The sequence below is a fragment of the Eubacterium segne genome (assembly GCF_014287775.1).
In the GTDB taxonomy this organism is placed as follows: domain Bacteria; phylum Bacillota; class Clostridia; order Lachnospirales; family Lachnospiraceae; genus Eubacterium_G; species Eubacterium_G segne.
This window is the reverse complement of record NZ_JACOOZ010000003.1, coordinates 116,833-140,342: the sequence shown is the minus strand read 5'-3', so window position 1 is coordinate 140,342 and position 23,510 is coordinate 116,833. Positions and strand designations below refer to the sequence as shown.

Annotated in this window: 22 protein-coding genes and 4 tRNA genes; 2 read left to right on the top strand and 24 right to left on the bottom strand. The window is 30.1% G+C overall.

Annotation, left to right across the window (positions count from 1 at the left end):
- The 24 genes from H8S00_RS05335 to H8S00_RS05225 form a co-directional block, all read right to left on the bottom strand.
- Positions 1-1,107, bottom strand: a complete 1,107-nt coding sequence (locus tag H8S00_RS05335; protein WP_186840187.1) for a PDDEXK family nuclease — start codon at positions 1,105-1,107, stop codon at positions 1-3.
- Positions 1,108-1,379: 272 nt separating this feature from the next.
- A tRNA-Trp gene (locus tag H8S00_RS05330) sits at positions 1,380-1,452 on the bottom strand.
- A gap of 460 nt (positions 1,453-1,912) precedes the next feature.
- Positions 1,913-1,986: transfer RNA gene (locus H8S00_RS05325), tRNA-Asp, on the bottom strand.
- 324 nt (positions 1,987-2,310) lie between these two features.
- A complete protein-coding gene (locus H8S00_RS05320; protein WP_186840186.1) occupies positions 2,311-3,351 on the bottom strand; it encodes a tyrosine-type recombinase/integrase in 1,041 nt (346 codons plus the stop codon).
- 46 nt (positions 3,352-3,397) lie between these two features.
- Positions 3,398-4,708: a hypothetical protein gene (locus H8S00_RS05315; RefSeq protein ID WP_186840185.1), complete on the bottom strand. Its 1,311-nt coding sequence runs from the start codon at positions 4,706-4,708 to the stop codon at positions 3,398-3,400.
- Between the two features lie 181 nt (positions 4,709-4,889).
- Positions 4,890-4,963, bottom strand: a tRNA-Lys gene (locus tag H8S00_RS05310).
- 57 nt (positions 4,964-5,020) lie between these two features.
- Positions 5,021-5,599 carry a hypothetical protein gene (locus tag H8S00_RS05305; protein WP_186840184.1) on the bottom strand — a complete coding sequence of 193 codons (579 nt, stop codon included), beginning with the start codon at positions 5,597-5,599 and terminating at the stop codon, positions 5,021-5,023.
- A 19-nt stretch (positions 5,600-5,618) separates the two neighbouring features.
- Entirely contained in the window at positions 5,619-5,894 is a 276-nt protein-coding gene (locus H8S00_RS05300) for an HU family DNA-binding protein (protein ID WP_186840183.1), read from the bottom strand.
- Positions 5,895-6,374: 480 nt separating this feature from the next.
- The gene (locus tag H8S00_RS05295) at positions 6,375-7,607 is read right to left on the bottom strand and encodes a metallophosphoesterase (protein ID WP_186840182.1); all 1,233 of its coding nucleotides are present in this window, start codon (positions 7,605-7,607) and stop codon (positions 6,375-6,377) included.
- A 15-nt stretch (positions 7,608-7,622) separates the two neighbouring features.
- Entirely contained in the window at positions 7,623-7,823 is a 201-nt protein-coding gene (locus H8S00_RS05290; protein WP_186840181.1) for a hypothetical protein, read from the bottom strand.
- Positions 7,824-7,868: 45 nt separating this feature from the next.
- A complete protein-coding gene (locus H8S00_RS05285; protein ID WP_186840180.1) occupies positions 7,869-8,102 on the bottom strand; it encodes a hypothetical protein in 234 nt (77 codons plus the stop codon).
- Between the two features lie 102 nt (positions 8,103-8,204).
- Entirely contained in the window at positions 8,205-9,542 is a 1,338-nt protein-coding gene (locus H8S00_RS05280) for a transposase (RefSeq protein WP_186840179.1), read from the bottom strand.
- A gap of 81 nt (positions 9,543-9,623) precedes the next feature.
- The gene (locus tag H8S00_RS14055) at positions 9,624-10,856 is read right to left on the bottom strand and encodes a PhoH family protein (protein WP_366459518.1); all 1,233 of its coding nucleotides are present in this window, start codon (positions 10,854-10,856) and stop codon (positions 9,624-9,626) included.
- Positions 10,857-10,888: 32 nt separating this feature from the next.
- Entirely contained in the window at positions 10,889-11,020 is a 132-nt protein-coding gene (locus H8S00_RS13950) for a hypothetical protein (RefSeq protein ID WP_279287349.1), read from the bottom strand.
- 91 nt (positions 11,021-11,111) lie between these two features.
- Positions 11,112-11,183: transfer RNA gene (locus tag H8S00_RS05270), tRNA-Asn, on the bottom strand.
- A gap of 1,242 nt (positions 11,184-12,425) precedes the next feature.
- On the bottom strand, positions 12,426-13,187 hold the full coding sequence (locus tag H8S00_RS05265) for a hypothetical protein (RefSeq protein WP_186840177.1): 762 nt from the start codon (positions 13,185-13,187) through the stop codon (positions 12,426-12,428).
- Positions 13,171-15,687 (bottom strand): hypothetical protein, encoded by a 2,517-nt coding sequence (locus tag H8S00_RS05260; protein ID WP_186840176.1) that lies wholly within the window; start codon positions 15,685-15,687, stop codon positions 13,171-13,173. The genes H8S00_RS05265 and H8S00_RS05260 overlap by 17 nt, the downstream gene beginning before the upstream one ends.
- 24 nt (positions 15,688-15,711) lie before the next feature.
- Positions 15,712-16,032: a hypothetical protein gene (locus H8S00_RS05255; protein WP_186840175.1), complete on the bottom strand. Its 321-nt coding sequence runs from the start codon at positions 16,030-16,032 to the stop codon at positions 15,712-15,714.
- Positions 16,033-16,291: 259 nt separating this feature from the next.
- A complete protein-coding gene (locus tag H8S00_RS05250) occupies positions 16,292-16,855 on the bottom strand; it encodes a hypothetical protein (protein WP_186840174.1) in 564 nt (187 codons plus the stop codon).
- A gap of 99 nt (positions 16,856-16,954) precedes the next feature.
- The gene (locus H8S00_RS05245) at positions 16,955-17,992 is read right to left on the bottom strand and encodes a hypothetical protein (RefSeq protein WP_186840173.1); all 1,038 of its coding nucleotides are present in this window, start codon (positions 17,990-17,992) and stop codon (positions 16,955-16,957) included.
- A 2-nt stretch (positions 17,993-17,994) separates the two neighbouring features.
- Positions 17,995-18,822 carry a hypothetical protein gene (locus H8S00_RS05240; protein WP_186840172.1) on the bottom strand — a complete coding sequence of 276 codons (828 nt, stop codon included), beginning with the start codon at positions 18,820-18,822 and terminating at the stop codon, positions 17,995-17,997.
- Positions 18,823-19,114: 292 nt separating this feature from the next.
- Complete coding sequence (locus tag H8S00_RS05235; protein WP_186840171.1) at positions 19,115-19,930, bottom strand: BRO family protein; 816 nt, start codon at positions 19,928-19,930, stop codon at positions 19,115-19,117.
- A 138-nt stretch (positions 19,931-20,068) separates the two neighbouring features.
- The gene (locus H8S00_RS05230; RefSeq protein ID WP_186840170.1) at positions 20,069-20,917 is read right to left on the bottom strand and encodes a DUF3825 domain-containing protein; all 849 of its coding nucleotides are present in this window, start codon (positions 20,915-20,917) and stop codon (positions 20,069-20,071) included.
- A 1,172-nt stretch (positions 20,918-22,089) separates the two neighbouring features.
- Positions 22,090-22,311 (bottom strand): helix-turn-helix domain-containing protein, encoded by a 222-nt coding sequence (locus tag H8S00_RS05225; protein ID WP_186840169.1) that lies wholly within the window; start codon positions 22,309-22,311, stop codon positions 22,090-22,092.
- A 248-nt stretch (positions 22,312-22,559) separates the two neighbouring features.
- On the opposite strand from H8S00_RS05225, the gene H8S00_RS05220 reads away from it, so the two are divergent.
- Together H8S00_RS05220 and H8S00_RS05215 are read left to right on the top strand one after the other, a co-directional pair.
- Entirely contained in the window at positions 22,560-22,742 is a 183-nt protein-coding gene (locus tag H8S00_RS05220; protein WP_186840168.1) for a hypothetical protein, read from the top strand.
- Positions 22,743-23,149: 407 nt separating this feature from the next.
- The gene (locus tag H8S00_RS05215) at positions 23,150-23,506 is read left to right on the top strand and encodes a hypothetical protein (RefSeq protein WP_186840167.1); all 357 of its coding nucleotides are present in this window, start codon (positions 23,150-23,152) and stop codon (positions 23,504-23,506) included.
- Positions 23,507-23,510: the final 4 nt, after the last annotated feature.

Here is a 23,510-nt window from a genome sequence, read left to right as displayed (position 1 = left end):
TTAAGCCGACTGTTTTAACAGCCGACTTCCTAAAATGTTTTCTATATTGTCAAAGTCATAATACCAAATTTCTAATAATTCAATATTATGTTCTTCTGCATAATTCTTTTTCATCATGTCAATTTCTTGTTGGCGTTTAAACTTTTCTTCACCACCAAACCAATCGACAGAGTATTTATGTTGTTGTCCTTGATATTCGATAAGAATATTAAAATCCTCTAAGTAAAAATCGTAAGACAATGGTATATTTCTATCGCCACGTAAATCTTCATATTTCATCTGTGAAATATATGAAATTTTATTTTTCTGCAAATACGTCTCAATCCTTGATTCTCCTTTTGATTGGTTGCATTTAGGACATCCAGACATTTTACTAAAGAATGCACCAGGAATAACATTCCAAATACATCCGCATTTGTTGTGTCTCATTGACACTTTTGTAGAATAGTTTATATATTTTCCAACAACACTATATTCATTACCACGTTGTTCATAAACTTTATCTTCAAAATCATTTTGAGTGAGTTTTTTATTCCCATAACAATAAATACATCTATATCCATTCAAAATTTCAGATGGCGTAGTGTTCCATAAGTGACCACAAATTTTATGTCTAAAATTTACTTTTGTATGATTATTTATATATTCATCTTCTAATATATATTCTTCCTCAACAAGATCAAACAGTTCCTGTTTAAACTCTTCAGTTGTTTTTACATAACTTCTATGTTGACAATATTTACATCTTTGACCAGAAATAAAGTTATGTGGTGTCATATCAAAAATATGTCCACAGACATTATGTCTAAACGTAGTTTTAGTATGAGTGTTTACATAATCACCAATAACTTCGTATTCATCACCAACAAGTTTATATACTTCATCTTTAAAATATGTAATATCTTTTCTCACTTTTCCTGAACAAAAAGGACATCCATATGTGTTTTGATCCAATACATTTGGTTTTACATCCCAAATATACCCACATTTAATGTGTCTATGTGGTATTTTAATTTTGTTTCCTTGATATGGAGCAAGACTTTCATACTCAGGATTTGTTTCTTTTAATTTTTGTTTGTATTCTTCGTCAGTTAATTTTCTTCCCATATCATTTCTCGCTTTCCACTCGCAAAAACCAATTAAAACAGAGTGAGAGAGTAGTGCGAGTATCTACTGTACCTAAGATGATCAGTCAAAGGCTTCTCACTCCATAATCCAACTACCTGCAACCGAAACAGTAACAATCCTCTCATAGTTGGCTATATATTTATTCTCTTTTTTATTCCATCACAACATAAAAAGAAGCCACTTTATACGAAATGACTTCTCATAATTTCCAATATTAAATTTCCAATGAAAGTGCAATTCACTTCACTTAGCACACCTTCTACGATTTGAACATAGACCTGACGATTTTGGAGATCGTTGCTCTACCAATTAAGCTAAAGGTGTAAAATCATCACATTGACTTCGCTAATCAAACAGACTATAATATATCTGCCATAATTGGCAGAAAGGAATGGTGATTATGTTAAAAGCCGTTTTGAATATGCCCGTTCTGAGTAAAAGTCAATGCGATGGCAATAATAGTATTGCAGATCCCAACTGCTAAAGTGAGACTGCCTTGGGTAAGATAGGATTTCACATCAATCCATTTGCAGTGAAGGCATAAAATGTGTACACGACACCATCAGGAATAAAAGGATAATAAACGCTATGATGGTACGGCGTTTGTCGTCATGTAAATTGCACCAAGGTCTTAGAAAAACAAATTGGGAATAAGACTGTCAAAGTGATGTGCTTGACAGTCTTATTTTTAATAAAGCGAGAGAGTAGTGATGAGCTACTCACATCTAAAAGTTGTATGCATCCCACTAATAGACTTTCATCTTCAGGACTTCTCGCATAGTAGTGACTCTAACGAGACTCGAACCCATAATCTTCTGATAGACAGTCAGACGAATTAACCAATTCTTCTATAGAGTCATATCTGTCTTTCCAGATTGCCAGACCGGACACCAGCCACATAAAAATCAAGGCTAGGTGCAAGCACCTCACCAAGTAAAAATCCAAAGATTTTTGTTCATTATCGTTTCTCATTAACGTAGACAATCACGGACATCTTCTCATTTTGAAGGATGAGAATAACCAAAGAATCTAGATGTCGATAGAATAGAAGATTGGACTTACAATGCTACATGAATAGCAAATGTCAAGATGTGTTACTTATATATTCTCTGTTTGATAGTAGAAGAATGATGTTAGACGAAAGCTTCATCGGGCTTGAGGTGTCTTCAAGAATGATATTAATTATGCGTCTGTTAAAGAACCCTGTTTAACTTCTTTTACACCATCTCTATCGAAATATTTTCCAAATTCATCTTCGGCAGTCAGGTCGTTGTAGATACTGAGCATTTCTGCACTAGACCATGCGAAAAATTCTTGAATTACGTGAGCTGGCAAATTTAATCTATGTAAGCGTGTACATGTATAATGTCTAAACATATGACAATATGCGTCAACACCTAAAATATCTTCCATCATTTGAATCCATGAGCTTACATCTCTTCGCTGATGATATGTTCTTTGTTTTGTTTCTTTATCAACAGAAACTGTCACAAACAACCATTCACTTTCAATTCCTAGTCTTTCACGTTCTTTTAACCATAAATCCAAATATGGTTTTGCACTATATAATATAAATTTGTTAATTTGCTTACCATTTTTCCCGAAACCTTTTGCTCTTACCTTATCTGTTTTCCACATAGAATCATAGACAAAATGATCGTCATTGAAATATTCAACTTTCATTTGTAATAACTCTGCATGTCTCATTCCAGAAAAGGCAAGTACGGCTACTGCACAAGCTGCTTCATATTCTTTCCTTTCAACAAGTGTATTTAACAATAGTTCTACTTGTTCATCAGAAAGTATTGTTTTTTCTCTTACAACTTCCTTGGCTGGATTTGCAATTTTTCTAATAATAGGTTTGTAGTTTTCAAATTCAGGTTCATCATCAAGAATATCTCTTATATAATTTGATAATGAAGAGAGTGTTGACTTTACTCGTCTAATTCTATTTGAACTCCATCCCCATGTATTTAATGCGTGATTTTGAAACTTTGCAACTTCACGTTTAGTTAAATCAGGAAAGAATTTGTTCCCATTGAACTCAAGATTCCATGTAAAGAATACCTTTAAGTCGTTCCGATAAGCGTGGAGCGTCTGTGGTGCTCTATCAATTGATTGCAAATATTCTATCCAATCATCCATCAAATCAATATTATCCTTATTAATTTTTGCATATTTTTCATCTGTTACAATATGATTATAGACTGTAAATCTTGACATTTTTCTCACTTCCTTTCAAACAAAAAAAGTGAGATAGTAGTAAATACTAAGTCACTTCTTTCAAATATTTATTCAATATATTATTATATGTTTCTTCATTCATTTCATCTTTTAATAAAATATAATAATCAAGTCCATTTCGTTCAAAAATGTCACGCTTTTGGTATAATTTCTGTCGATACAATTCTTTTGATTTTGATTTTATTGGGGTATTATTTCGATAAGCTTCTTGATGACCTTTATTTCCAAGTATGCCAGCAAGTTCTATATAGACTTTTTTATTATTGAAAATAATAAGATAATCGCAATTCATTTTACCACTGTAAGAACTATCTATAGATTTGTATGGAATATTTCTAAAATAATCTACATTAAAGTTTAATCCGTGTGTTCTAAGAAAATTGCTAAAATCATACTCATATTTTGAAACAATTCGCTCGCCATCGGAAAATGTATGGTTAAGTCCATTTCCTGCTTGTTGTAGCTTGCAACCATATTTTTCTACCAATTTGTTAAGAGTAGTTCCATCTAATTCGCAATGTCTTCTAATTGTAGATATTTCAATATCAATATATCCTTTAAAATCTGGATACATTACAATAGCGCGTCCTTCTGTCTTTACTTTATCACAAACACTTTTTACAGAATTTATTACTTCATCATGTGAATGATAATTTTTATCATTAGGTCTGAAATATCCATCATGTTCTTGAAGTCCTAAATCTTTAATCATATTTGTAAAAGTTCCCCATATACGCCAAATTACACGAATTCCAATGGAAGTATCCGTTGTTTCAACACCTTCAAAATCACTTTGTAACAAAGGTCTTTTTAATTCCTCTGATTTTTTTAATATAATAGGAATAGCCTTATCTTTTGTCATATGTGTATCATCAAATTTCTTTTGTTTTGCTTCATCATAATCCTTTTTGTATCTGAATGTATGATGTTGAATTTGATTCCATGTGGTACTAACTATTTCACCATTACTTTTTACAAAATCAAATTTTTCTCTTGCACATCCTGATATTGGAAGATTTATGCCATTAATAAATAAATCAATATCATTAATTTTAAAGAAATTATTTATGTTTTCATACGTATATGGATTGTTGGCGAAAAATCTTGCTGGACATTTATAATTTTTTCTTGAAGACAGGATATGATGAATGTTTTGTCTATATTTATATCCATCATTATCAATCACATTAAAATAATAATTGCGTAAATTTTGATTATCAATGACAACATCAACGTTTTCATCTAATAAATATAAAGTAATTTCGTCATTAAATTTAATAGGAAACATATCTTTAAAATATTTGATACGTTCCTCTGTTGATTTTCCTTTTCCCATAATTTATTTTCCTCATTTCCCCTCATTCCATAAAAATAGGAGAGAAGTGCGAATGAGGTTACACTTTCGTCAGGCTCATGACTTCCTAACTATCTCTCCATAAATCCCACAATCAGCTATGACACCAATTATGAGCACATATTTATATTCTCTGTTTCCATTCACAGAAACATCAAATCAATGGGCATAAAGGGACTCGAACCCCTGATCTACCGGTTAAAAGCCGGTTGTTCTAACCAACTGAACTACATACCCAAAACAAAAGAGTGCATAGTAAACTACACACTCTCTATAAATTCAAGATTTAACATCTTACCAACTTAACAAATCTATCCATCTATTCATTTCATCATGAAATTCCTTATATTTTAAATCTATTTCAGCCATAGCATCTTCGTATTCTTCTTTACTAACAGCTTTATCATTTATAAAATAATTAGTAGTAGAAGAAGTATGTTTACAATTTGTATAATCACAACATTCACAGTCTTTATCATCTGTTTCGCCAAACAAAATTACTTCTTTGTTTTCATTTACACAATAATCAATAACATCCTGTTCAATATCTCCATCCATATCAATGTAAACAATATCAACATCATCAAAGACGTTATAAAGTTCATCAATTGGAGTAGCAACAATGTGTCCTTCATCATTGACAGATATAAGATATTCATTAATATCATATAGATCAATAAAATTTATTTCCTTAACACTTGTTTCATCAAGGTTAATGACATTTTGTAAAACATATTCTGCAAGTTCTTTACTAGCGACAAATCCAACAGTTTTGTCTGTATTATATAAATGTTCAATATAAATATTAGAAATGTCAGCTTTGTCATCAAGGTCTATCATTTTAATATCTTCATATTTATTCTTTTTCTTCAAAATCTCACGACCTTTCAGACTAGATATTCTTATTTGTTTTACTCATTGTAAACTTGATTTCATTATGGGCATCTGTATGCCAAGGCTTACCATTAATAGCACTTATACCGTCTTTTGCAGGAACTGCCTTCACTGAGAACGCACCTAATTTTCCGAATTTAACTTTTTCACTTGAATCAGCTTTTAATGTATCAAAAATAACGTCTTCAAAAGTGTCTAACACGACATTAATATCTGACTTTGTTGCACCTTCAATTCTATTTGCAATTTCTTTTAATAACATATCTTTATTCATTTTATATCTCCTTTTAATCTTTTTTTGCCTTTTTCAGCATTTTTATTTTATAATTTTATCAACTAAAAAGAGGGTAGTAGCTCAAAAGAGTCTACTCCCTCATATAACCAAAATTGTTTCTGTTTTATATAATTGCAGTTAAGTATATCTCTGCGTATCTTACTTAGCCAAACCAAGCCGAATGGTGGACTGCAATATTGTTTAATGGTATAATAATATTCGTGGGATTCTCCACATTCTAGGTCATCAGCCTTCCCTAAGAATTAATTCTGAAGAAAGGGGATGAAGATATGAATAAGTGTGTTTATCCTTATATCGTATTTGTCAATGCCTATGACCGCTTTCGTCTTAATAGATGGGAACATGTGTCTCAGTATTGGCGTAAATTACCGAATAGATAATTTATAATTTTTCATCCTGAACAGTGATCAAACTCTCGTTATTTTGATTATCTTTTCTTGATGACTGATGACCTTTCTTTCAATCTAATTCAATAGGATAACAGCATTTAATCCCTTTATTATTAACAATCAATACTGTTTGTGATGGTTTGCCCGTTAAACGTTTCTGTCTTGTATATTCATCTCCACTGCCTCCAAGACTACCGGACTGTACAACTTTGATGCCAGATACATCTGTCATAGCAGGAAAGTGTTTATGTCCACAAAGTATACAATATGGTGTCATTTTTACCCAAAGGGCTAATTTAGCAATAGAGGTACTATTTGTAGAATCAAAATCTCCATGTACACCAAAATATAATTTATCTCTTATAATAAACGTGGATACCGTTTCGTCAATATTTTCATCATATACTATAATGTTGTCTGCGTTTTTTAACATAGATTTAATAAACCAGACAATAAGTGAATCTAAACGTTCACCCAAAAGGGCATTTTCCTTTTTCTCTTGAATCCTACTATGATTACCTGAAACTCCACGAAGTTCAACATTGTTAAAATGTTTACCAAGTTCATACACAAAATCAGAAATATACTCACAAGCTAACTTTACCTGTTCAATTACGTTTTCTTTGTTTGTAACAGAAATCGTGGAATGGATGTTACCACTTATGAGATCTCCAAGTAATAACACAACACAATTTTCAGCGTTGTGTGTTTTCTGAATTTCAATAATTTCTGCAAGATATTGATTAAGTCGTTCTTTTGCAATATTCGAATCATAATATCCGTCAAAATTATAGTATGTTGCACCCAAATGTAGGTCTGATAAACAAACAATCATATCATTATCAGATTGTTCAATAGAAAAATTATTATTATATGTAATATATCTATTGTCAGCAATACTATTGAGCATATCATCAATTTTTTCAATAGTTGTTTCCAATCTAGCTTCTTCACGGAGTCTACGATTAATATCAAGACGCTCATCATACAACTTACGTTTTTCTTTTTGAATTTCCTGTTTTTCTAAACGCAGTTTTTCAAAATATTCATCATCTTTATTTTCAGACTGGTTTAAACTTTCTTTCCATTTGTAGTATTCTGATACGAAAGCAGAACCTATAAGTGGTGGCTGTGAGCCTTTACGAATTGTATCAGGATTAAATTCAAGTCCATATCTTGCACAAATTTCAGACCAGTCATCATCTGTTATATGTTGAACTTTATTGGAACAATCTTTTAATAGTTGTTCATATTTCTCCTGAGTTAGTCCATATTTTGCTAATTCTTCTTCGAAATTATACAATTACTCACCAACTCTCTATTCTTCTTCTATAGGCTCATCAAGTTCTTCTTCGTCTTTAACTTTCACATTAATTTCAATGGCAGCACCATCAAAATCTGAAAGAAGAGTAGAAAGTTTCTTTTCTTCACCATCTACATCAATTGTCATTGTGTCTGTATTTATAATTCCTGCTATTTTCATTGCAGTAGTTGTAGTCTTTTTATATGTAAAATTCATCCTTTTCATCCTTTCACAACTAAAATAAGAGAGTAGAACAACTCTCTAAAAATCATCATCTTCATAATATTCTTCATCAGGAATCTGAAAACCAATAGCGCAAGTATTAACCGGCTCAGACTGTTCTTGAATATCTTGAAGTTCATTGTTTATTTTTATAACTTTTTTGCTTAACTTACCTTTTGGTACTTCCAATGCCACTTGCAATAGTTCTGTGAGAGAATCCCAAATTGGCAATAAGCACACACCTGTTACAAAACCTAAAATATATTTCTTCATAGGCAATTACCTCTACGTGAGCACTCACACCACTAAAGTGACGTGCTTCCAATTCTTTAGAAATCGGATTACTTATCTACTATACAGTTCTTAACTCAGATATTATGCAGCTATACCACATAAATCCGCATTAAGTCTAATTAACGTAGACAAAGTGCGTGTTGTTCCCGTACCATAATCAGAATCTTTTGTCTGACTAGGCAACCTTCTCATCACTGAGTCGGATTTTAAAAGTTCTCTTATAAAATATCTTGCTCCAATATTATAAGTTGCGTTTAAATCACAATGGTATTGTTTACCATTTTGAAAAGTACAGATAGAGTAGTTATACTTTTCTTTACCATTTTGAATATAAGTTCCTCTTTCTACTCTGCCAGAACCATCAAATGCTAATCTACTTGTGTTCCAAGCACAAATCCTACTAATTCTTATTCCTAAAATGTGAGCATGATGTTCCACGATTCTTTGAATTTCTTTCTTACGCCACAAAGCAAGTTTTTGTTTACCTTTTCCAGATTTCTTACCTTGTGTATCTAAGAACTCAAATACAATAACATCCGCATTGTATAGAACTGCAAAGTCTATAATTCCTTTTGCCGCCTTACGACTAATATCTGTGTTTAAATCATTTACGTGTTTCCAAAGAGTAGGACATTTTCTTGTACCATTTTGTTGTGCTTTCTTAATTCTGTTTAATGCTTTGTATAAATGGTCTTTTTCTGTTGCAAGATTGATAAATTTTCTTCCAACGACAGTTCCATCACTCTGCATTATTGAACAGGTTGCATTATTATTTAATCCTAAATCAACTGCACAAATAATCTGATCTTGAATATCTACTTTTTGAAATTTCGCATCGTCTGAAAATGGAAATACAAGATACCAACATTTTCCTTGTTTCTTTAACGTTGGAACATATTCTTTTTTCAATTTACAATGTTTCTGAATGTATTTCACATCCTGATTTTTTAATTCCACATTCAACCAAACCCAATCATTCTTGTGAAAGATTTTGATTTGAGCATGAGTTTCATCAGTACGAATATACATATTATCTTTATATAATACTGGCATAACACTTCTGTCCAATTGTAAGATTGGTTTTTTACCTGTTGTGTTTTCTTCCCAATTCTGAAAATTAGAATAATAAGAAGAATAACATCCTGTAGCTATATTAATAGCGGAGCGCCTTAGATAAGATGGCATCTTATAAAACATTGCATTGAAATCGTATTTTGGATTCGGATTCTTTTTAGTAGATAGAGATAATCTCTCAATTTCTCTGCAACGCTCAAGATTCTTTATGTCTTTCAATATGACCCATTCTTTATCACAAATATTTATAAAGAAGGATACTGCTTCACGATATATCTTTACTGTATCATTAAATATCTTGTTGTAATTTTTGATTTTTACTTTATACGATGAATATACTTTCATTGACAAATATCCTCCTCTCATTATATTATTCTCTATTTCGCTCACTTACTCATGACTAAAGTCACGAGTGTGCGTTCACAGTTACATCAAATCAGCCAACTCACTGAGTTCTGATCTATAATTATTTTTTAACTTAACGCAGCCAAAACTTTTGTGTCCTTTAAATACTTCGATTAAACGATTCATACCAATGTTTTGAACATTAGTATCTTTCTGTTCAATTACATCCCCTTCATAAATCTGTTTACAACCAGACTTGCAACGCTGAATAATTGTTTTGAGAGTATAAACATCTAAGTTCTGACTTTCTGTGGAGAGTAAAATACTGTTTTCTGGACACTCCCAACCACGTATATTTGCAGTAGGAATAATCTCTAACATATCTCTATCTATCATATATTCAACTTGCTGAATATCTCCGAATTTAGATGAAAGTATGTTGCCAATAGAAGCAGAGTAAATTAATTTTGTAATATGGTCGCCCTTTTCAAACCCAAGTGTTTTGGCACCCTTTAATGGTTCATAAGAATAAATTATATAACATTTTTTATATCTGCCTTTTTCAATTTCCTGCATAATATAATTAAGTGGAAGAGTAGTTTTACCACTTCCTGCTTTGCCATATAACACAGTAATATCATTAGTGTTGATTGAATCCATGGCAAAAGCTTGGATATCGTCTAATGGTTTAAGCGTCCCAAACGAGTTTGATTTATAAGGTTTACACCTGATTGTTTGATAAGTTTCTCCATCCCATTTTAATTTATCAACAACGTTATTGTTTAAATCTTTGAGAATGACATATTCGTTTGTTAATAAATTTAACGTGTTCTCATTTAAGTTTTCATAAAAATGAGCCATTTTTTCTTCATTTAAAGTTACTTCACGATAACCTTTATAAATATCTGTATTATTCTCAGAAATACTTTCAACAGATAAATTAAATATCTTACTTGCAATCATTTTGCACGCAATATCATTAGTAACAAAAACTAGTTCATCATTTGGATATATTTTTTCGGCAAAAGAACAACATCCAACTATTTTTGTATCTGGTGTAATTTCCATATTGTTAGCAAGTATGTGGTTTTCAATTGTGTTGTCATAAATAATTACATCATATTTATCAGTATTTTCGTCTAATAAATGTAAAACTTTTCTGGAACTATATTTGACTTCTTCGTCTTTTTTTGAAGATATTTTAATAGATTCTAGTTCTTCTAATGTTACAGAACTAATAATAAAATGATTTTCAAATGCATTATCTTTTAATTTTAAGATAGCATTTGTATCTAAGAAAAATTTCTTTCCGATGGTTTTCGACCACCTTTCCTTATATATTTCGTCTATCTGACGATTTTGTTTTTTCTGATTTTATTTAAAGTTCTCAAGGCTCTTGGATTTTCTGTAAGATAATACTTTGGATGACGTGTTTTTGACTTATGAAGCATTTCGCTGTCACCAAATTTAAATCCCATAGAATTTAATTCTAAGGCTTCGTTTTTACTAATCTGAATTATGTTAATTCACATCCTTTATAATATATTTTCCACAAGTAGTGGAAGAGAACTGGCATAGCAGGATTTGAACCTGCAACTTTCGCATTAACAGTGCGCTGAACTACCATTGTTCTATATGCCAAAAATGAAAAATCCCGTGTAAAACACGAGACTTTTATTTAATATGAGCTGAGATATTGACTCATTACGCTACCATTTATTGTGGTTGGACACAACTTATCACACTGTCGATTAGACAGTAGGTAGCAACAACGCCAATTTTGTGAAAATTGGTAAACTCTTACTTTAGAGTATTATAGATTTTCTTTTGATACATCGTCCCTTGCGAGGTTCAGAGAATGCGAATCTCTTACGGTTGCGTCTACTTGTACTTTCTTATATAGTACCTTGCGAGTGCTATATATCATCATATTGCAGATGAATAAGTTGTTTGTTTCTCTAAAGTCGCACACACTTTTGCTGTATATAAAATATTAATTCTTCTACAAGACTTACAAAGCATTAAAGTATGTACCTAAATATGGACGATGAGGTGTACGTTTAACCATCCGTACCTTTTGAGTACAGCCCAGTTATCACCATCCTGTCTTTCTTGCTATCGAAACACTTCATCACAAAACACCTATCTTTCGACTTGAGATGCTTTTATGACAATTTAAACAGCACTAATTCTTGCGGAATTCGCACCATTTATACACGGATCATCCCCATATTTCTATGTTCAGTGCCTTTTCCATGACACCTACCTAATCATATTCGCCAACAGTCGCCCTTGAATAGAAGATTAGGTATAAATCCTATGTGTTTTCCGTCAAACTACTAACCGTAGTCGCAAGCATATATACATGATATACTCACTTTATACGTGTCACCACGCTTATTTTGAGATTTACATCTCATGACCCGAAACCAGCCATTCCTACATAGTAGGAGAATTGCAGACATACGAATTGAACGTATTCCTCGTGAGTATGAGCCACGCATGCTTCCTTTACACTCGTCTGCGATATTTTTTTGAATAGTCGGCAACCATACTACCAGAACAGTAGTACAGTCACCAACAAGAAAAGAGTACACAATATGAATAATTGCGTGAATTAATGTCACTTAAGACAAAGTATGTAATTAATACCCTATAGGCAAAGTTTTATCTATAAATTTTAGTCTGTAATGCTACTTGAAAAGTAGCAAAACAGACATACAAAGATTGTCGGTTTGTTTCTTCCAAGACAATCGTTTTTGTATTTGAAATTGTATATATGTTACTATATACCATTCAAAGAAAAACGAATTTTTTGTAAAAAATGCACAAAAAAGCCTTGTTTTTAAGGGGAAAATGGAGTTTTCTATTTATCGACAAAAATCAATTTCTCGTCTTATTTTTATATTTTCTATCAGATTCTAATTGTTTTTCTTCCGCACATTTTTTACAATACATTTTTTTATTTCCTGTATCTTTTATCTTTTTTCCACAGCATTTGCATTGCTTATAACCCTTTTTAAAATTACCTATATATTGATTTCCAATATTTTCAAATTTAATGATTTTATAAGCGATGTCATCATTAGTGTCGCTTAAATCAACTCTTATATTAAGATTATTTACCTTTTTACCAAAATGAATATACCCATTGCTATATAATTCATATAGTAATTTATTCTTTTTCTCAGATGAGAGAGTAACGTTAGCAAGTTTAAATACTTCAGAAAGACCTTTTGAGTCTTTTTTATTTATCCAGCCTTCACAATTCATATATCTTGCTATAGCAAATAATGTAAACATAAATTTCTTTTGGCGATCATTTGGAAGAGATTCCACGACTTTTAATTCTTTTTCATAGATAGGAACGTATTCAAGTTCCCTAAAGAGATTCTTTGATTCTGATTCATATAGCTCAGTGCATGATTTTTTGATTTTATTGGCATATCTATATTCTTGATAACCTTCAATATTAAATTCAAGCATCTTTTGCTTGACTATATCAATTAGCGCGTTTGGATTTTTCCCTCTGTCAAAATAATATTTGGTAATCAGTGTTATTAGATATCCATTCGAGATATTGTCTGGTTTGTTGCCAGACGCTAATACCTCTCTAATATATTTTTTTTCATTCAGTATATACAAAATTTTCCTCCATTTCTTCTAAACGTTTAATAATTAGTTCTCCTATGCAGTCCCAACAAAACTGCCGATTACCCCTATATCCATAAGTAATATCAAGAATAATGTTCATACGCTCATCATCGTTTGGACAAATTATTTTTGCCTTTTCTTTGATAAAATTACACAAATATTTCCGATTTTCGTTTGCAGTCATCTTATCATTCAAATGCTGTTTCTTTTTGTAAGATGCAACACATTCACAATAATATTGTTCGAGTTCTCGAAGTGCTTGTCTATGTTCTTCAGTGCAACGTCTTTTTACCTTTAACACGTTATAGTCAAAAGAAGAGTCTTTATGTAATTGAGACTTGTAACCATCTAATTGACTTTCAACATATTTACAAATTTGATTCATAGAACAGTTCCCTGTACCAACTGGCATTTTTCTCTCGTACCAGAAAAGAAAATCTTCTTGATCTTCTGTAAGATGGTCATTATTATACAAATCTTTAATAGAGCATTTATAGATAGCATAACACTTGGCATTACTCTCTTTGATATATTGCTTATATTGTCTTTTAGTCTCATCGTAAACATAAATCATAAAATATGGTTTTCTGTATGCACAAAGGGACTGCAAATATTTATTCTCTCCGCAAGCACCTAAATTATACCAACTGCTTTCCATAGGCTTTGCAATGATTCCCTTGATTTTATCCAATTCATTCTGTTGATAGAGCTGACCACATTCAATTCTGTATTCCAATTCTTTATATTCAGGCGAATTTTTCTTGAAATGAGATTGAACTTCCATCATAGATGTGACATAGTTTGTAATTGTTCCAACTTGATTTCCCATACCTGCTTTATTTGTCTTTTTAACAGCAGCTTCGGTAACAACAATTTTTTCTGCATTTCTTTGAACACATTCAATAGCGGGTAAATATCTATACCTTCTTTTCATAATTGGATTATTAGTAGAAAAATTCAGATCCGAGTCCCAATCTTCCCCATTCTCAGCCATACAGAACGAATCCCAACCATTTATAATCATTATAGTGTTCATGTATTGATACCAATATTGGCATTCTTCTGAGTTATTAACACTACACATGCGAATATTATTGTGACTTGTCATTGGACTTCTAAAAAGAACAATTTCTTCCTCATTTTTATCAATCCAGAATTTAGAATAACACTCATTTGCTTTTAATAAACCAGTAACTTTCAATCCACAAATAGATTGCATAAGAGCAAATGGATCACCACTTGCGATCTGATAATTACCGTTTACAAATAATTTGCCGATTTTTGCATCATTCATTTTCTTTTTGATGTATCTATGTACTGAATCTATTACATATGGATCTCCTAACATATATTCACTTGTATATAAAGCATGTTGCCATGAATTTACATCTGTGTTTTCATTGATTCCAAGAAACTTAATAGTAGAAGAGTAGTCACCACACATCGCATCTTTTAGATATTTGATCGTTGGCGCACACAACTCCTCAATATCTTCATCTGTAAATTCATACGACTGAAGATACTGGTAATTCAATTCTCTCTGTTCCTCAAGAACATGTGGTGAAATTTTTGTTACGGAAAATCCGTATCCACATTCCTTATATGCATTCACATATTGCTCAATGTTATCATACGCCCCCCATAATTTGAGAGAAGATTCTGTAATAATCATCTCACATTGACGAATATCTTGAATATTACCCCAAATATCTTCAATCATATAATTTCCATTATTATATTTTTCAATAAATTCATAAATAGGAAACGGATAGAGCATTCCTTTGAGCCATGCATTTCTTAAACATACACCACCAGGAATATAATCAAGACCTAACGATTCAGTTACCCGCTGCATATATTGAATAGTACAAAGATTAAAACCGTCTGATACATTATTTTCAAGAGGTTTATTTTTAATAAATTCTCTTGTTGGTTCTTTTGAACCATCGCTATCGTCAAGTGATATAACATCTGCAAAATATTGTGTAATACAATCTTTTACAACTAAAATCCCATGCGGATCACAAATTGGTTGTGAAGCTGAACATGTTAATGCTTTGTATGCTTCATATTTTGCTGGCACTAATTTTACTTTTGGGTTTCTTTTACATTCACATAGTTCATTTAACTTGTCTATATATTGTGAATTACAAAAGAGAAGAGTATTATTTTTCAATCCTCCTGTTGTTCCAACAAAACGTCTATAGTTTATTCCATTAACAGTTATACCTTTTTTACCAGTTGCTCTTGTAAAATCTGTTTTTCTATCTATTACGATTTGAATAAAAATTTTTGAAAAATCTATTTCATTTATATTCTTATGTAATATTTTATTTGCCATAATCAAGAAATGTCTTCCTTGAAACAATGAAATTAATTCTTGATATTTAAAGGCTTCCTTTTCTGTAATCTGTAAATCCCAATTAGAATATTTTAATTTATTTGTTCCAATTTTAAAAATTTCGTATTGAGGTACGCTAATACCAGCCATATATCCTCCTTTTATGTTATGCTTTTATAAGTATTTTTTTATTTTATTTAACATGAATTCAACATTATCACCGTTAAATTCAATTTGAATATCATCGTGACTGTACCAAATTTTATATTGACAACTAAATTCCATACAAATTTCATTGATCTTTTTAATAACAGATGTTTTACTGGATTCTGTAAATTTCTTTGGAATAGTGGCATAACAATCATATTCATCGACAACTTCTTCAGTATTTCCACAAGTAATCTTACTATGTCTAATTCTTGAAGTAGTGATATATTTTAAAGTTTCTTTATAACGTTTCTTAATAGTTCCATCTTTCTTTTGAAAACAATACATGATTAATTCCTTTCTACATTTTTCAAAAACGACACATTATTCATCCATAGTTTTAACTTCATAACCCAACCATTCAAGTTCATCTTTGGTGGTAGACATACATTGATAATGGGCTGTCATTCCAAGCCAATTAACAACATAATCATCGCCAACGCAGATATAATCATTACAAAAATGGCAGCGGTTACTAGTTTTATGTGGTCGTTCATAGTTGGGACAACCCGGTACGCACGGTATTTGATGACATATTTCACACATATTACTTTTCTAACCACACTTTCCAATAACCGTCACAATATTTTGTCTTTAAATTGTTATAATGAAATTTAAGAAGTTCTTCGATTTGATATATGTAATAACAATAGTCAACTTGTCCACTTCGAATATTTGATAATATATCATTAATAAATGAACAATAAGATTGCCAATTAGTACAACCACAATACGTACCTTGTGTTTCTTCGTTCCACATTCCAGATTCCTTGGAATATTTTCCTGTTAATTTTTTAATATTGGCAGGATAAGGCTTAATAAACAGCTTTCTTACATTAAATTCTTTTTGCCATTTGTCATTAGTAAGATTAGAAGAGGGTCTTCCGTTAGTATTTGAAATAATTCTCATTTCTTTTAATTCTTCAAGTGTCATTTGTTTATATTTTTCCTCCATTTCTTTTTCTTTTTTCTTTTTCAATAAAACATTCTGAAGTAATTCAGCTTCTATCTGATTATTTATTCTCTTTTTGTTTGGTGTATTTGTTGAGAAATCGTTTATATCAATAATTCCTCCAAAATTGTTATGTCTATTATTTTCAAGTCTTTTCAAGTTTTTTAATTTCCTTTCTATATTTAATTTTTATTTTTTGTAAATTTTTTTCGAAGTGAAGATGATGAGATTGTAGAAGTAGTAGATGATTACATATTATTATTCTCTGCTTGGTTGAGAATTTGAGAATTGTCTAAAACAATTTCCTATATCCTTATATACATAAGTTAAATAACCTTGATTTTGCAACTCGGTGACACGTTTTCTAAATTCTTCAACATTTATAAATCCATATTTATTCTGAGAATGAAATTGATAAAAATGTTCCATATTAATTTTTTCACCAAGTTGTAGATAATATTTTTGTGGATTCTCCCAATATTCCTCAACTGGAATATATTTTGGATTTACAGATATTTGTTCAACATTAAATGTTTCTGTGCCAACTCTATTAACTGAATATTTTGGAAATTGTTTTGGAAGTATAAATGAAGGTTTATCTAAGCAACGACAATCAGAATTGTATTTTGGATCATATTGTGCAATATAATATAATTCATATATATTTGTATCAGCTTGTGTTTTCATCGGATATAATTCTATTCTTGAAAAGTTACCATTTGTTCTTTCTCTCGCAGACTCGCAAGCACGTTCAAGAAGATGAATGTTGCTTTTGCCAATATAAACTAGCTGATCATTATTATCATAGATGAAATAACATCCAAAATTTTCTTCTTTAGGAATTATTGGTTTATCATAAAATGTAATATTCCATTTTGCCATTTTGTGAGTACCTTCCAATATCTTAAAATGATGTGGGTAATAAATATCATCTTGTTTAGGTTTTTGATGTAAATAATATGAATCATACGACATATTCAATCCAAATGATTCAAATACCTCATTAAAAGAAATAATCGAAGGATTATTAGTAAATTTTGTAATATTTGCATTTCCTTCCTTGGAAATAGAAGATAAATCTTGATATTTTCCGTTTTGTGATAATACAATCCAATTGTAATATTCATTTGATAGGTCAAGAATATTCTTGACATTTTTTGGAAGATTTTCTATATATGTAAATATTTTTGATAAATCTTTAATGTCTTCAACACATTCATCAGGAATATTTATCTCGTTATTTTTAAAAATTTTTAATATGTAATTTGCTAAATGTCTACCACTTGTAAAGTTCAATCCTATTCTCCTTTCGACTTTGTTAAATATCTTATTTCACCAGGTACATCTTCCTTATTATATATTCTCTTTCCATATATTCTTTCTAATTCAATTAATACAGATTTACCTTCCAGTTCTTTTGGATCAAGAGCATATACATTTCGTGTAGGAACATATATACCTTCTTCTTTTTTGTTCTCAACAAACATATCTCTACGTATATAAATTAATTTATTGGATTCCAATACAAGTAATCCGCTTTCGACAGTTTGAACTGAAATATCTAGTCCTTTTGCAATTTGCAATTTTGACGGAAAAGAAATTTTAGCAGGTGTAATATCTCCTGAATAGTCCATAATAAACTGTTTTATATAAAGATAAATGCCTAATAAAACAGATTTATTTATTTTAGATGAAATGGAACAAATATTTTCATATTCAAAAATAGTAATCTGCACAAAATTATCTTCTGTGAAGAAAATATTGTTTTCATAAGACATTTGAAGATGGAATAAATCATTTGGTTTAATAATAAATATATCTTTATTACAACTTGCATATCCTTTATTTATAATTTCAGTTTTAATGATTTCTCTAAAATCAGAATAAATAGATTTATTATTTGTCTTTGTAGAATAACCAAATTCCTGTAATAAATCATTGAGTGTGAGTGTAATTTGTCCAAATGTTTGCACATGTTTTCTTAAATATAAAATAATGAGATAATATTTAAGACCTGAAATACCTTTGTGGTTTTTAATTTCTTTTTTAGAAAAGCCAACAGAGGTTATTTGTTTATCTTTTTCAGATAAGTAAATATAAGTGTCTATTTCAATCGCTCCTTTCATTAAAAATTCTATGTGAAAATTTTCCCAAAAATTTAGTGCTATCATTAAGTTTGTGTGAAAATTTTCCCAAAGGGGTATATAATTCTGTGTGAAAATTTTCCCAAAAAGTAGGTATATAGTATAAAAGCATAAAGAGTAATATAAAAAAGCATAAATATATAAAAAAGTATAATAACTTCGTAAATGGTCTAACGCCCATTTACTCTTTAATTTTTTAATTGATTGTTGTTGGTTGATTCAATAAGTTGTTTTATTTTTCATTTATATTATTCTCCATCCATTTCATCAATAGTTATATATTTGCTGCTAATACATCAAATATATTTTCTCTTTTTTGATTTGGTTCTACCTGAAGATTAAATCTATTCATTAATGATAGAAGAGTACAATCAAACATATCTTTTATATCTTTATAATAATTAATAACATCTATTGCATAAGGATTTGTTTCCAATCCAAATTCCTGTTTATACATTTGTACATAATCATTAACTTCAATGTCATATGTATCTTCTGTTTCTTGTATTACTAAATGAATAATATCTGATAATTTTAATTCTTCATTAGAGTTACTATTTACGAAATCCATTAAAACTCTTAGTTTTTCAAATATTTTTGTTTTCCAACGTGAATATTTCTTCTCAGGAATTGCTTTCTTTGTAGATTCTTCTTTTAATATGTTTATATCTTGTTGCATTTGCAACAAAGTAGAAGTGAGAGTAGTCAAGTTATCTACTAATGGTTGCATATTTGGAGTTGTATTAAAGTTATTGTGTCTATAATTTTCCACAATATCCCATACCCAATCCATGAAGAGGTTAGCGTTTCTTTGTCGAGACCAACGGCATATTTCCATTATTCCTCGCTCTGTATAAAGCATTGTGTTATAACATTTTCCGTCAGTAGCCCTTAGTTTGGTGGTAACTGATAATTCATTTAGCCTATCTCTATGTTTAGAGTGAATATTATCAATTGCTTTCTGTGGATTAGCATATTCCAATGCTTGCCCAATTTGTTCTCTTGTAAGAAGTATGTCATCATTTGTATTTCTGTAGAAGTTACATGGTAAATTATTGAATGTTTCCGTTGTGATTAATTTTAAACTCATAAGATTTTCTCCTTTTGTTTTACATAGTTTTATTCTTATATTTATATATTCTCTATTTGTTAATATTTTTTGGCAAAGAAAAAGACAGACTGAATTATCAACCTGTCTTTCTATTTTACTTAAACTTATTTGCTTTTATCACTCTGTTTCAATTATATTTTCAACTATTAACCAATTGGATTCTGGTTTTGCTATTAACCTTGCATCCATATATGCCATTTCCATTGATAAACAAGTAGTTGCTTGATAATATCCATTTTTCATTAAATTTAAAACTAATGCGATACTAGGATTTTTATTTTTACCAAAATATAATGGAATAAGAAGCTGTATTTTATTTTGATAATAATGTGGAACAGCTAATTTATAATTTGCAGTTACTTTCTGAATTGCTTTGGTTATAACTCCACTTAATGTCTCTAATGGAGTGTCACTATTTTTAATTGAATCCGGTAAACGCTGAGATGTATTTAAATCATCAAGAATATGTTTATAATTAATATTTATTTTGTAATGCCAATTGAATACTAATCTATCAGGATTAGAAAAATAATCTGCTCTTTCAGGAAAATCACTTTCTATGTCCATGTTTCCTAATTCGTATTCATCTTTAAATCCTTTAAAGTACCATCTAGCAGCATTTTCTGTTGTATTTTTATTTAGCTCACCATAAACATAAATAGGAACATAATAATGTGAAAATAATCCGGTATTAAATACACAATATGTATCTGTTTCAATAACTTTTCCTTCATCTTGTAATTTATTAAACGTGTCTTTTAAATAATTTTTTAATATTGAGTTGTCTTCTTTATCTTCAAAACTCCATTTTTCAGGTAAAGCCTTTTCAGCAAGTGCTTGTATTTGAGCATTATAATCTTCCCAATACATGTAATCGTAAATATCCATATAATTATTAACCTCCTTATCATTTATTCCAATACTATCATTTTTGTCCACATAAGTAAATGTTTCACTATAGTCCATTTAAAAGAACCTCCTTAAATTTATTTTGTTTATATAATTATTCTCTTTTTTCTTTTATTTTTGATGTTGTATTACGCAAAGTGAATGGAATTGTACATAATATACAAAAATAAATCTAATTATAAAATATATTTGTGAAACATACACAAAGATAATTTGGTAGGAATATATTTGTGACGTAAAAAATGGTGCCTAATTTTGATTTTTATGAATCGAGTGAGTATTTTATTGATTAAGGTTAAAAAGTGAAAAAATAGGTTATTTTTGCTTTGTGGATAGATGTGGCGTTTTTAAAAAAATCTCTATGCGAAATTGGAGTAATTTTTGCATAATTGGACGTGATTATTATTAGTGGTTTTGCATAATGGTTCGATGGAACATATGGTTTGAATCTAATTTTAGCTTTAAATATTTGTAATTTTAAAAGACAGAAGAGGAAATGTTGTTGATTTTTGATTTGGCTTTTGAAATAAATTTAACGTTGTTCGATAAATTGTTTATTTTTAAAGGAATTTTACGTATTCCCTGAACATACAAAATTTTTATGATAGGTTTTGTGCAAATTGCATAATATGAAAAAATGGGTATTTATATGAAGTTTTTGAAAAATACTATGGAATTATCGAAGTAGTTGTCGAAGTTGGTGGTAGAAATTTTGTGCAAAATGACGATGAAAAATTTGAGTTATGTGTGAGTGGAACAGATAAGCGATTTTTCCGGGATTGTGTCGGTTTTTAAAATGTAAACCCACCCCCCCGGACATAATCAAAAAAATAAACAAAACCAGAATACAAACCTTTGTTTTTAAGTAAAAAAATATAAAAATCGGTACTTATGTTATTTTTACCGATTTTATAAAAGATAAAACTATGAAATGTAGTTTTTAATACTATGTAATATAAGTAAATGTCTTTAGGTGATCCATGGCGATCTGGGGTGTAGTGAATCAATATAAAGTTCGATATACAAGCGTTGCATTTGCAACAAAAGTTATTAACATTATTAACATTTTTCACAACATAGTTATTAACATAGTTATTAACATTTTTTCCGCTTAACTTTAAGCCGGCTTATAAACTTATTAACATAACTTAGCTCACAATCGCAGCAGGTCATTATTAATTTATTTTTATCTATGATCTGATCTAATCATGTTTATATGATCCATTTGTTTATTTTTTCTTAAAATCAATAATAAGATCATAGCCCACAGCATCGCTTAAGTTTTTTAAGGTGTCTAAGGTTATGTTTTTAGATTGCCCATTTAATAAATTGCTTACAGTTTGCTTGCTCTTTCCGGTCTTTTCTGAAATATCTTTATTCGTTATATTTTCGTCAATTTTAATATGTTCAATCTTTTTCATGATCTCCATTATATCACCATTATATCTCATATTGCTTTTACTCCTCTTATATAAAATTAATATTGATTATACAATACTATTTTTAATATGTCAATATGCACAAAAATATAATGGTAAAAGTATTGATCTTTGTATACTATTTTATCAATAAAAGTATTGATATTTCAATATAAGTATAGTATAATACTTATATAAGATAAAGAAAGGGAAACACACCAAAACGAACGGCTGTTCTATAAAAACAAGCTGCAAGGTGTCAATAAAAGGAGGTCGTCACTATGACAAAAAACGATATTAAAAAATTTGTTAAAAATGAAATGAAAAAGAACTATGGATTTGAGCCAACTCTTAAAAGTATCACTCTTTTAGAGGCAGATTCTAACAGCTCAATTGATTATGTTTTATTCTCAATCAACAGTGTTGAATACAAGTATCTAAACGGCAAGCTAACACAGCACTAAGAGAGAATAATATATCAGGCAAGCGGTCAAGCCGTGGTATTCAATTACAACTTGCCTTTTATGCACAATGATAACCTAATAGCTTGGAGGATGCCTAACTACCTCCGTTATCAAAATATAGGCATGGCAAGCTGTCCATCGGGTAGAGTATAAGATACAACCCCATAAGAATACAGCTAATTAATGGCACTAAACAAATTTTATTAATTATAAGATGCAAACGATTTATAAAAGTAACAAACGTGAGACGTTTTTATATCTGGTATATCCTGACTGTATGGAAGGGATCGCAAAGATTAAACATATCAATATAAAAATTAGTCATATCCCTTGAAAAATGCTAATAAATCGCTTGCATAAATAACTAATAAAATTATATAATAAAAACAATTTAGGAGGATCAAGCAATGATTAAAAACTCAAAACTTCAGAATTTATTTAAACTTAGCAGCAAGGTAACTGTTATCGTTCCGGCAACCATCAATATTAATGAAGAAATAGACAATACTCCATACGTTGACCGTGTAGCGTCTCTAATGTCTGATCTATTCGGTGGAGCAACAGCAACGACCACACTCGGCTATTGGAAGTCACCGACAGCCGGATTAGTTAAAGAAAAAAGTACAACAGTTTTCGCATATTGTAACGAGAACGACTTACAAAACGGAATCGATAAAGTGATAGATCTTTGTACAGAACTTAAGGAAGAGTTAAAGCAGGATGCCATCGCTTTAGAGATCAATGGGGAAATGTATTTCATTTAATTAA

Bases quoted from the DNA above. Each gene is read 5' to 3' on its own strand.
- H8S00_RS05335 (WP_186840187.1), bottom strand. From the start codon at position 1,107: ATGGGAAGAAAATTAACTGACGAAGAATACAAACAAAAATTAAAAGAA.
- H8S00_RS05320 (WP_186840186.1), bottom strand. From the start codon at position 3,351: ATGTCAAGATTTACAGTCTATAATCATATTGTAACAGATGAAAAATAT.
- H8S00_RS05315 (WP_186840185.1), bottom strand. From the start codon at position 4,708: ATGGGAAAAGGAAAATCAACAGAGGAACGTATCAAATATTTTAAAGAT.
- H8S00_RS05300 (WP_186840183.1), bottom strand. From the start codon at position 5,894: ATGAATAAAGATATGTTATTAAAAGAAATTGCAAATAGAATTGAAGGT.
- H8S00_RS05290 (WP_186840181.1), bottom strand. From the start codon at position 7,823: ATGAATTTTACATATAAAAAGACTACAACTACTGCAATGAAAATAGCA.
- H8S00_RS05285 (WP_186840180.1), bottom strand. From the start codon at position 8,102: ATGAAGAAATATATTTTAGGTTTTGTAACAGGTGTGTGCTTATTGCCA.
- H8S00_RS05280 (WP_186840179.1), bottom strand. From the start codon at position 9,542: ATGAAAGTATATTCATCGTATAAAGTAAAAATCAAAAATTACAACAAG.
- H8S00_RS13950 (WP_279287349.1), bottom strand. From the start codon at position 11,020: ATGGGATTTAAATTTGGTGACAGCGAAATGCTTCATAAGTCAAAAACA.
- H8S00_RS05260 (WP_186840176.1), bottom strand. From the start codon at position 15,687: ATGGCTGGTATTAGCGTACCTCAATACGAAATTTTTAAAATTGGAACA.
- H8S00_RS05255 (WP_186840175.1), bottom strand. From the start codon at position 16,032: ATGTATTGTTTTCAAAAGAAAGATGGAACTATTAAGAAACGTTATAAA.
- H8S00_RS05240 (WP_186840172.1), bottom strand. From the start codon at position 18,822: ATGAAAGGAGCGATTGAAATAGACACTTATATTTACTTATCTGAAAAA.
- H8S00_RS05235 (WP_186840171.1), bottom strand. From the start codon at position 19,930: ATGAGTTTAAAATTAATCACAACGGAAACATTCAATAATTTACCATGT.
- H8S00_RS05230 (WP_186840170.1), bottom strand. From the start codon at position 20,917: ATGGACTATAGTGAAACATTTACTTATGTGGACAAAAATGATAGTATT.
- H8S00_RS05225 (WP_186840169.1), bottom strand. From the start codon at position 22,311: ATGAGATATAATGGTGATATAATGGAGATCATGAAAAAGATTGAACAT.
- H8S00_RS05220 (WP_186840168.1), top strand. From the start codon at position 22,560: ATGACAAAAAACGATATTAAAAAATTTGTTAAAAATGAAATGAAAAAG.
- H8S00_RS05215 (WP_186840167.1), top strand. From the start codon at position 23,150: ATGATTAAAAACTCAAAACTTCAGAATTTATTTAAACTTAGCAGCAAG.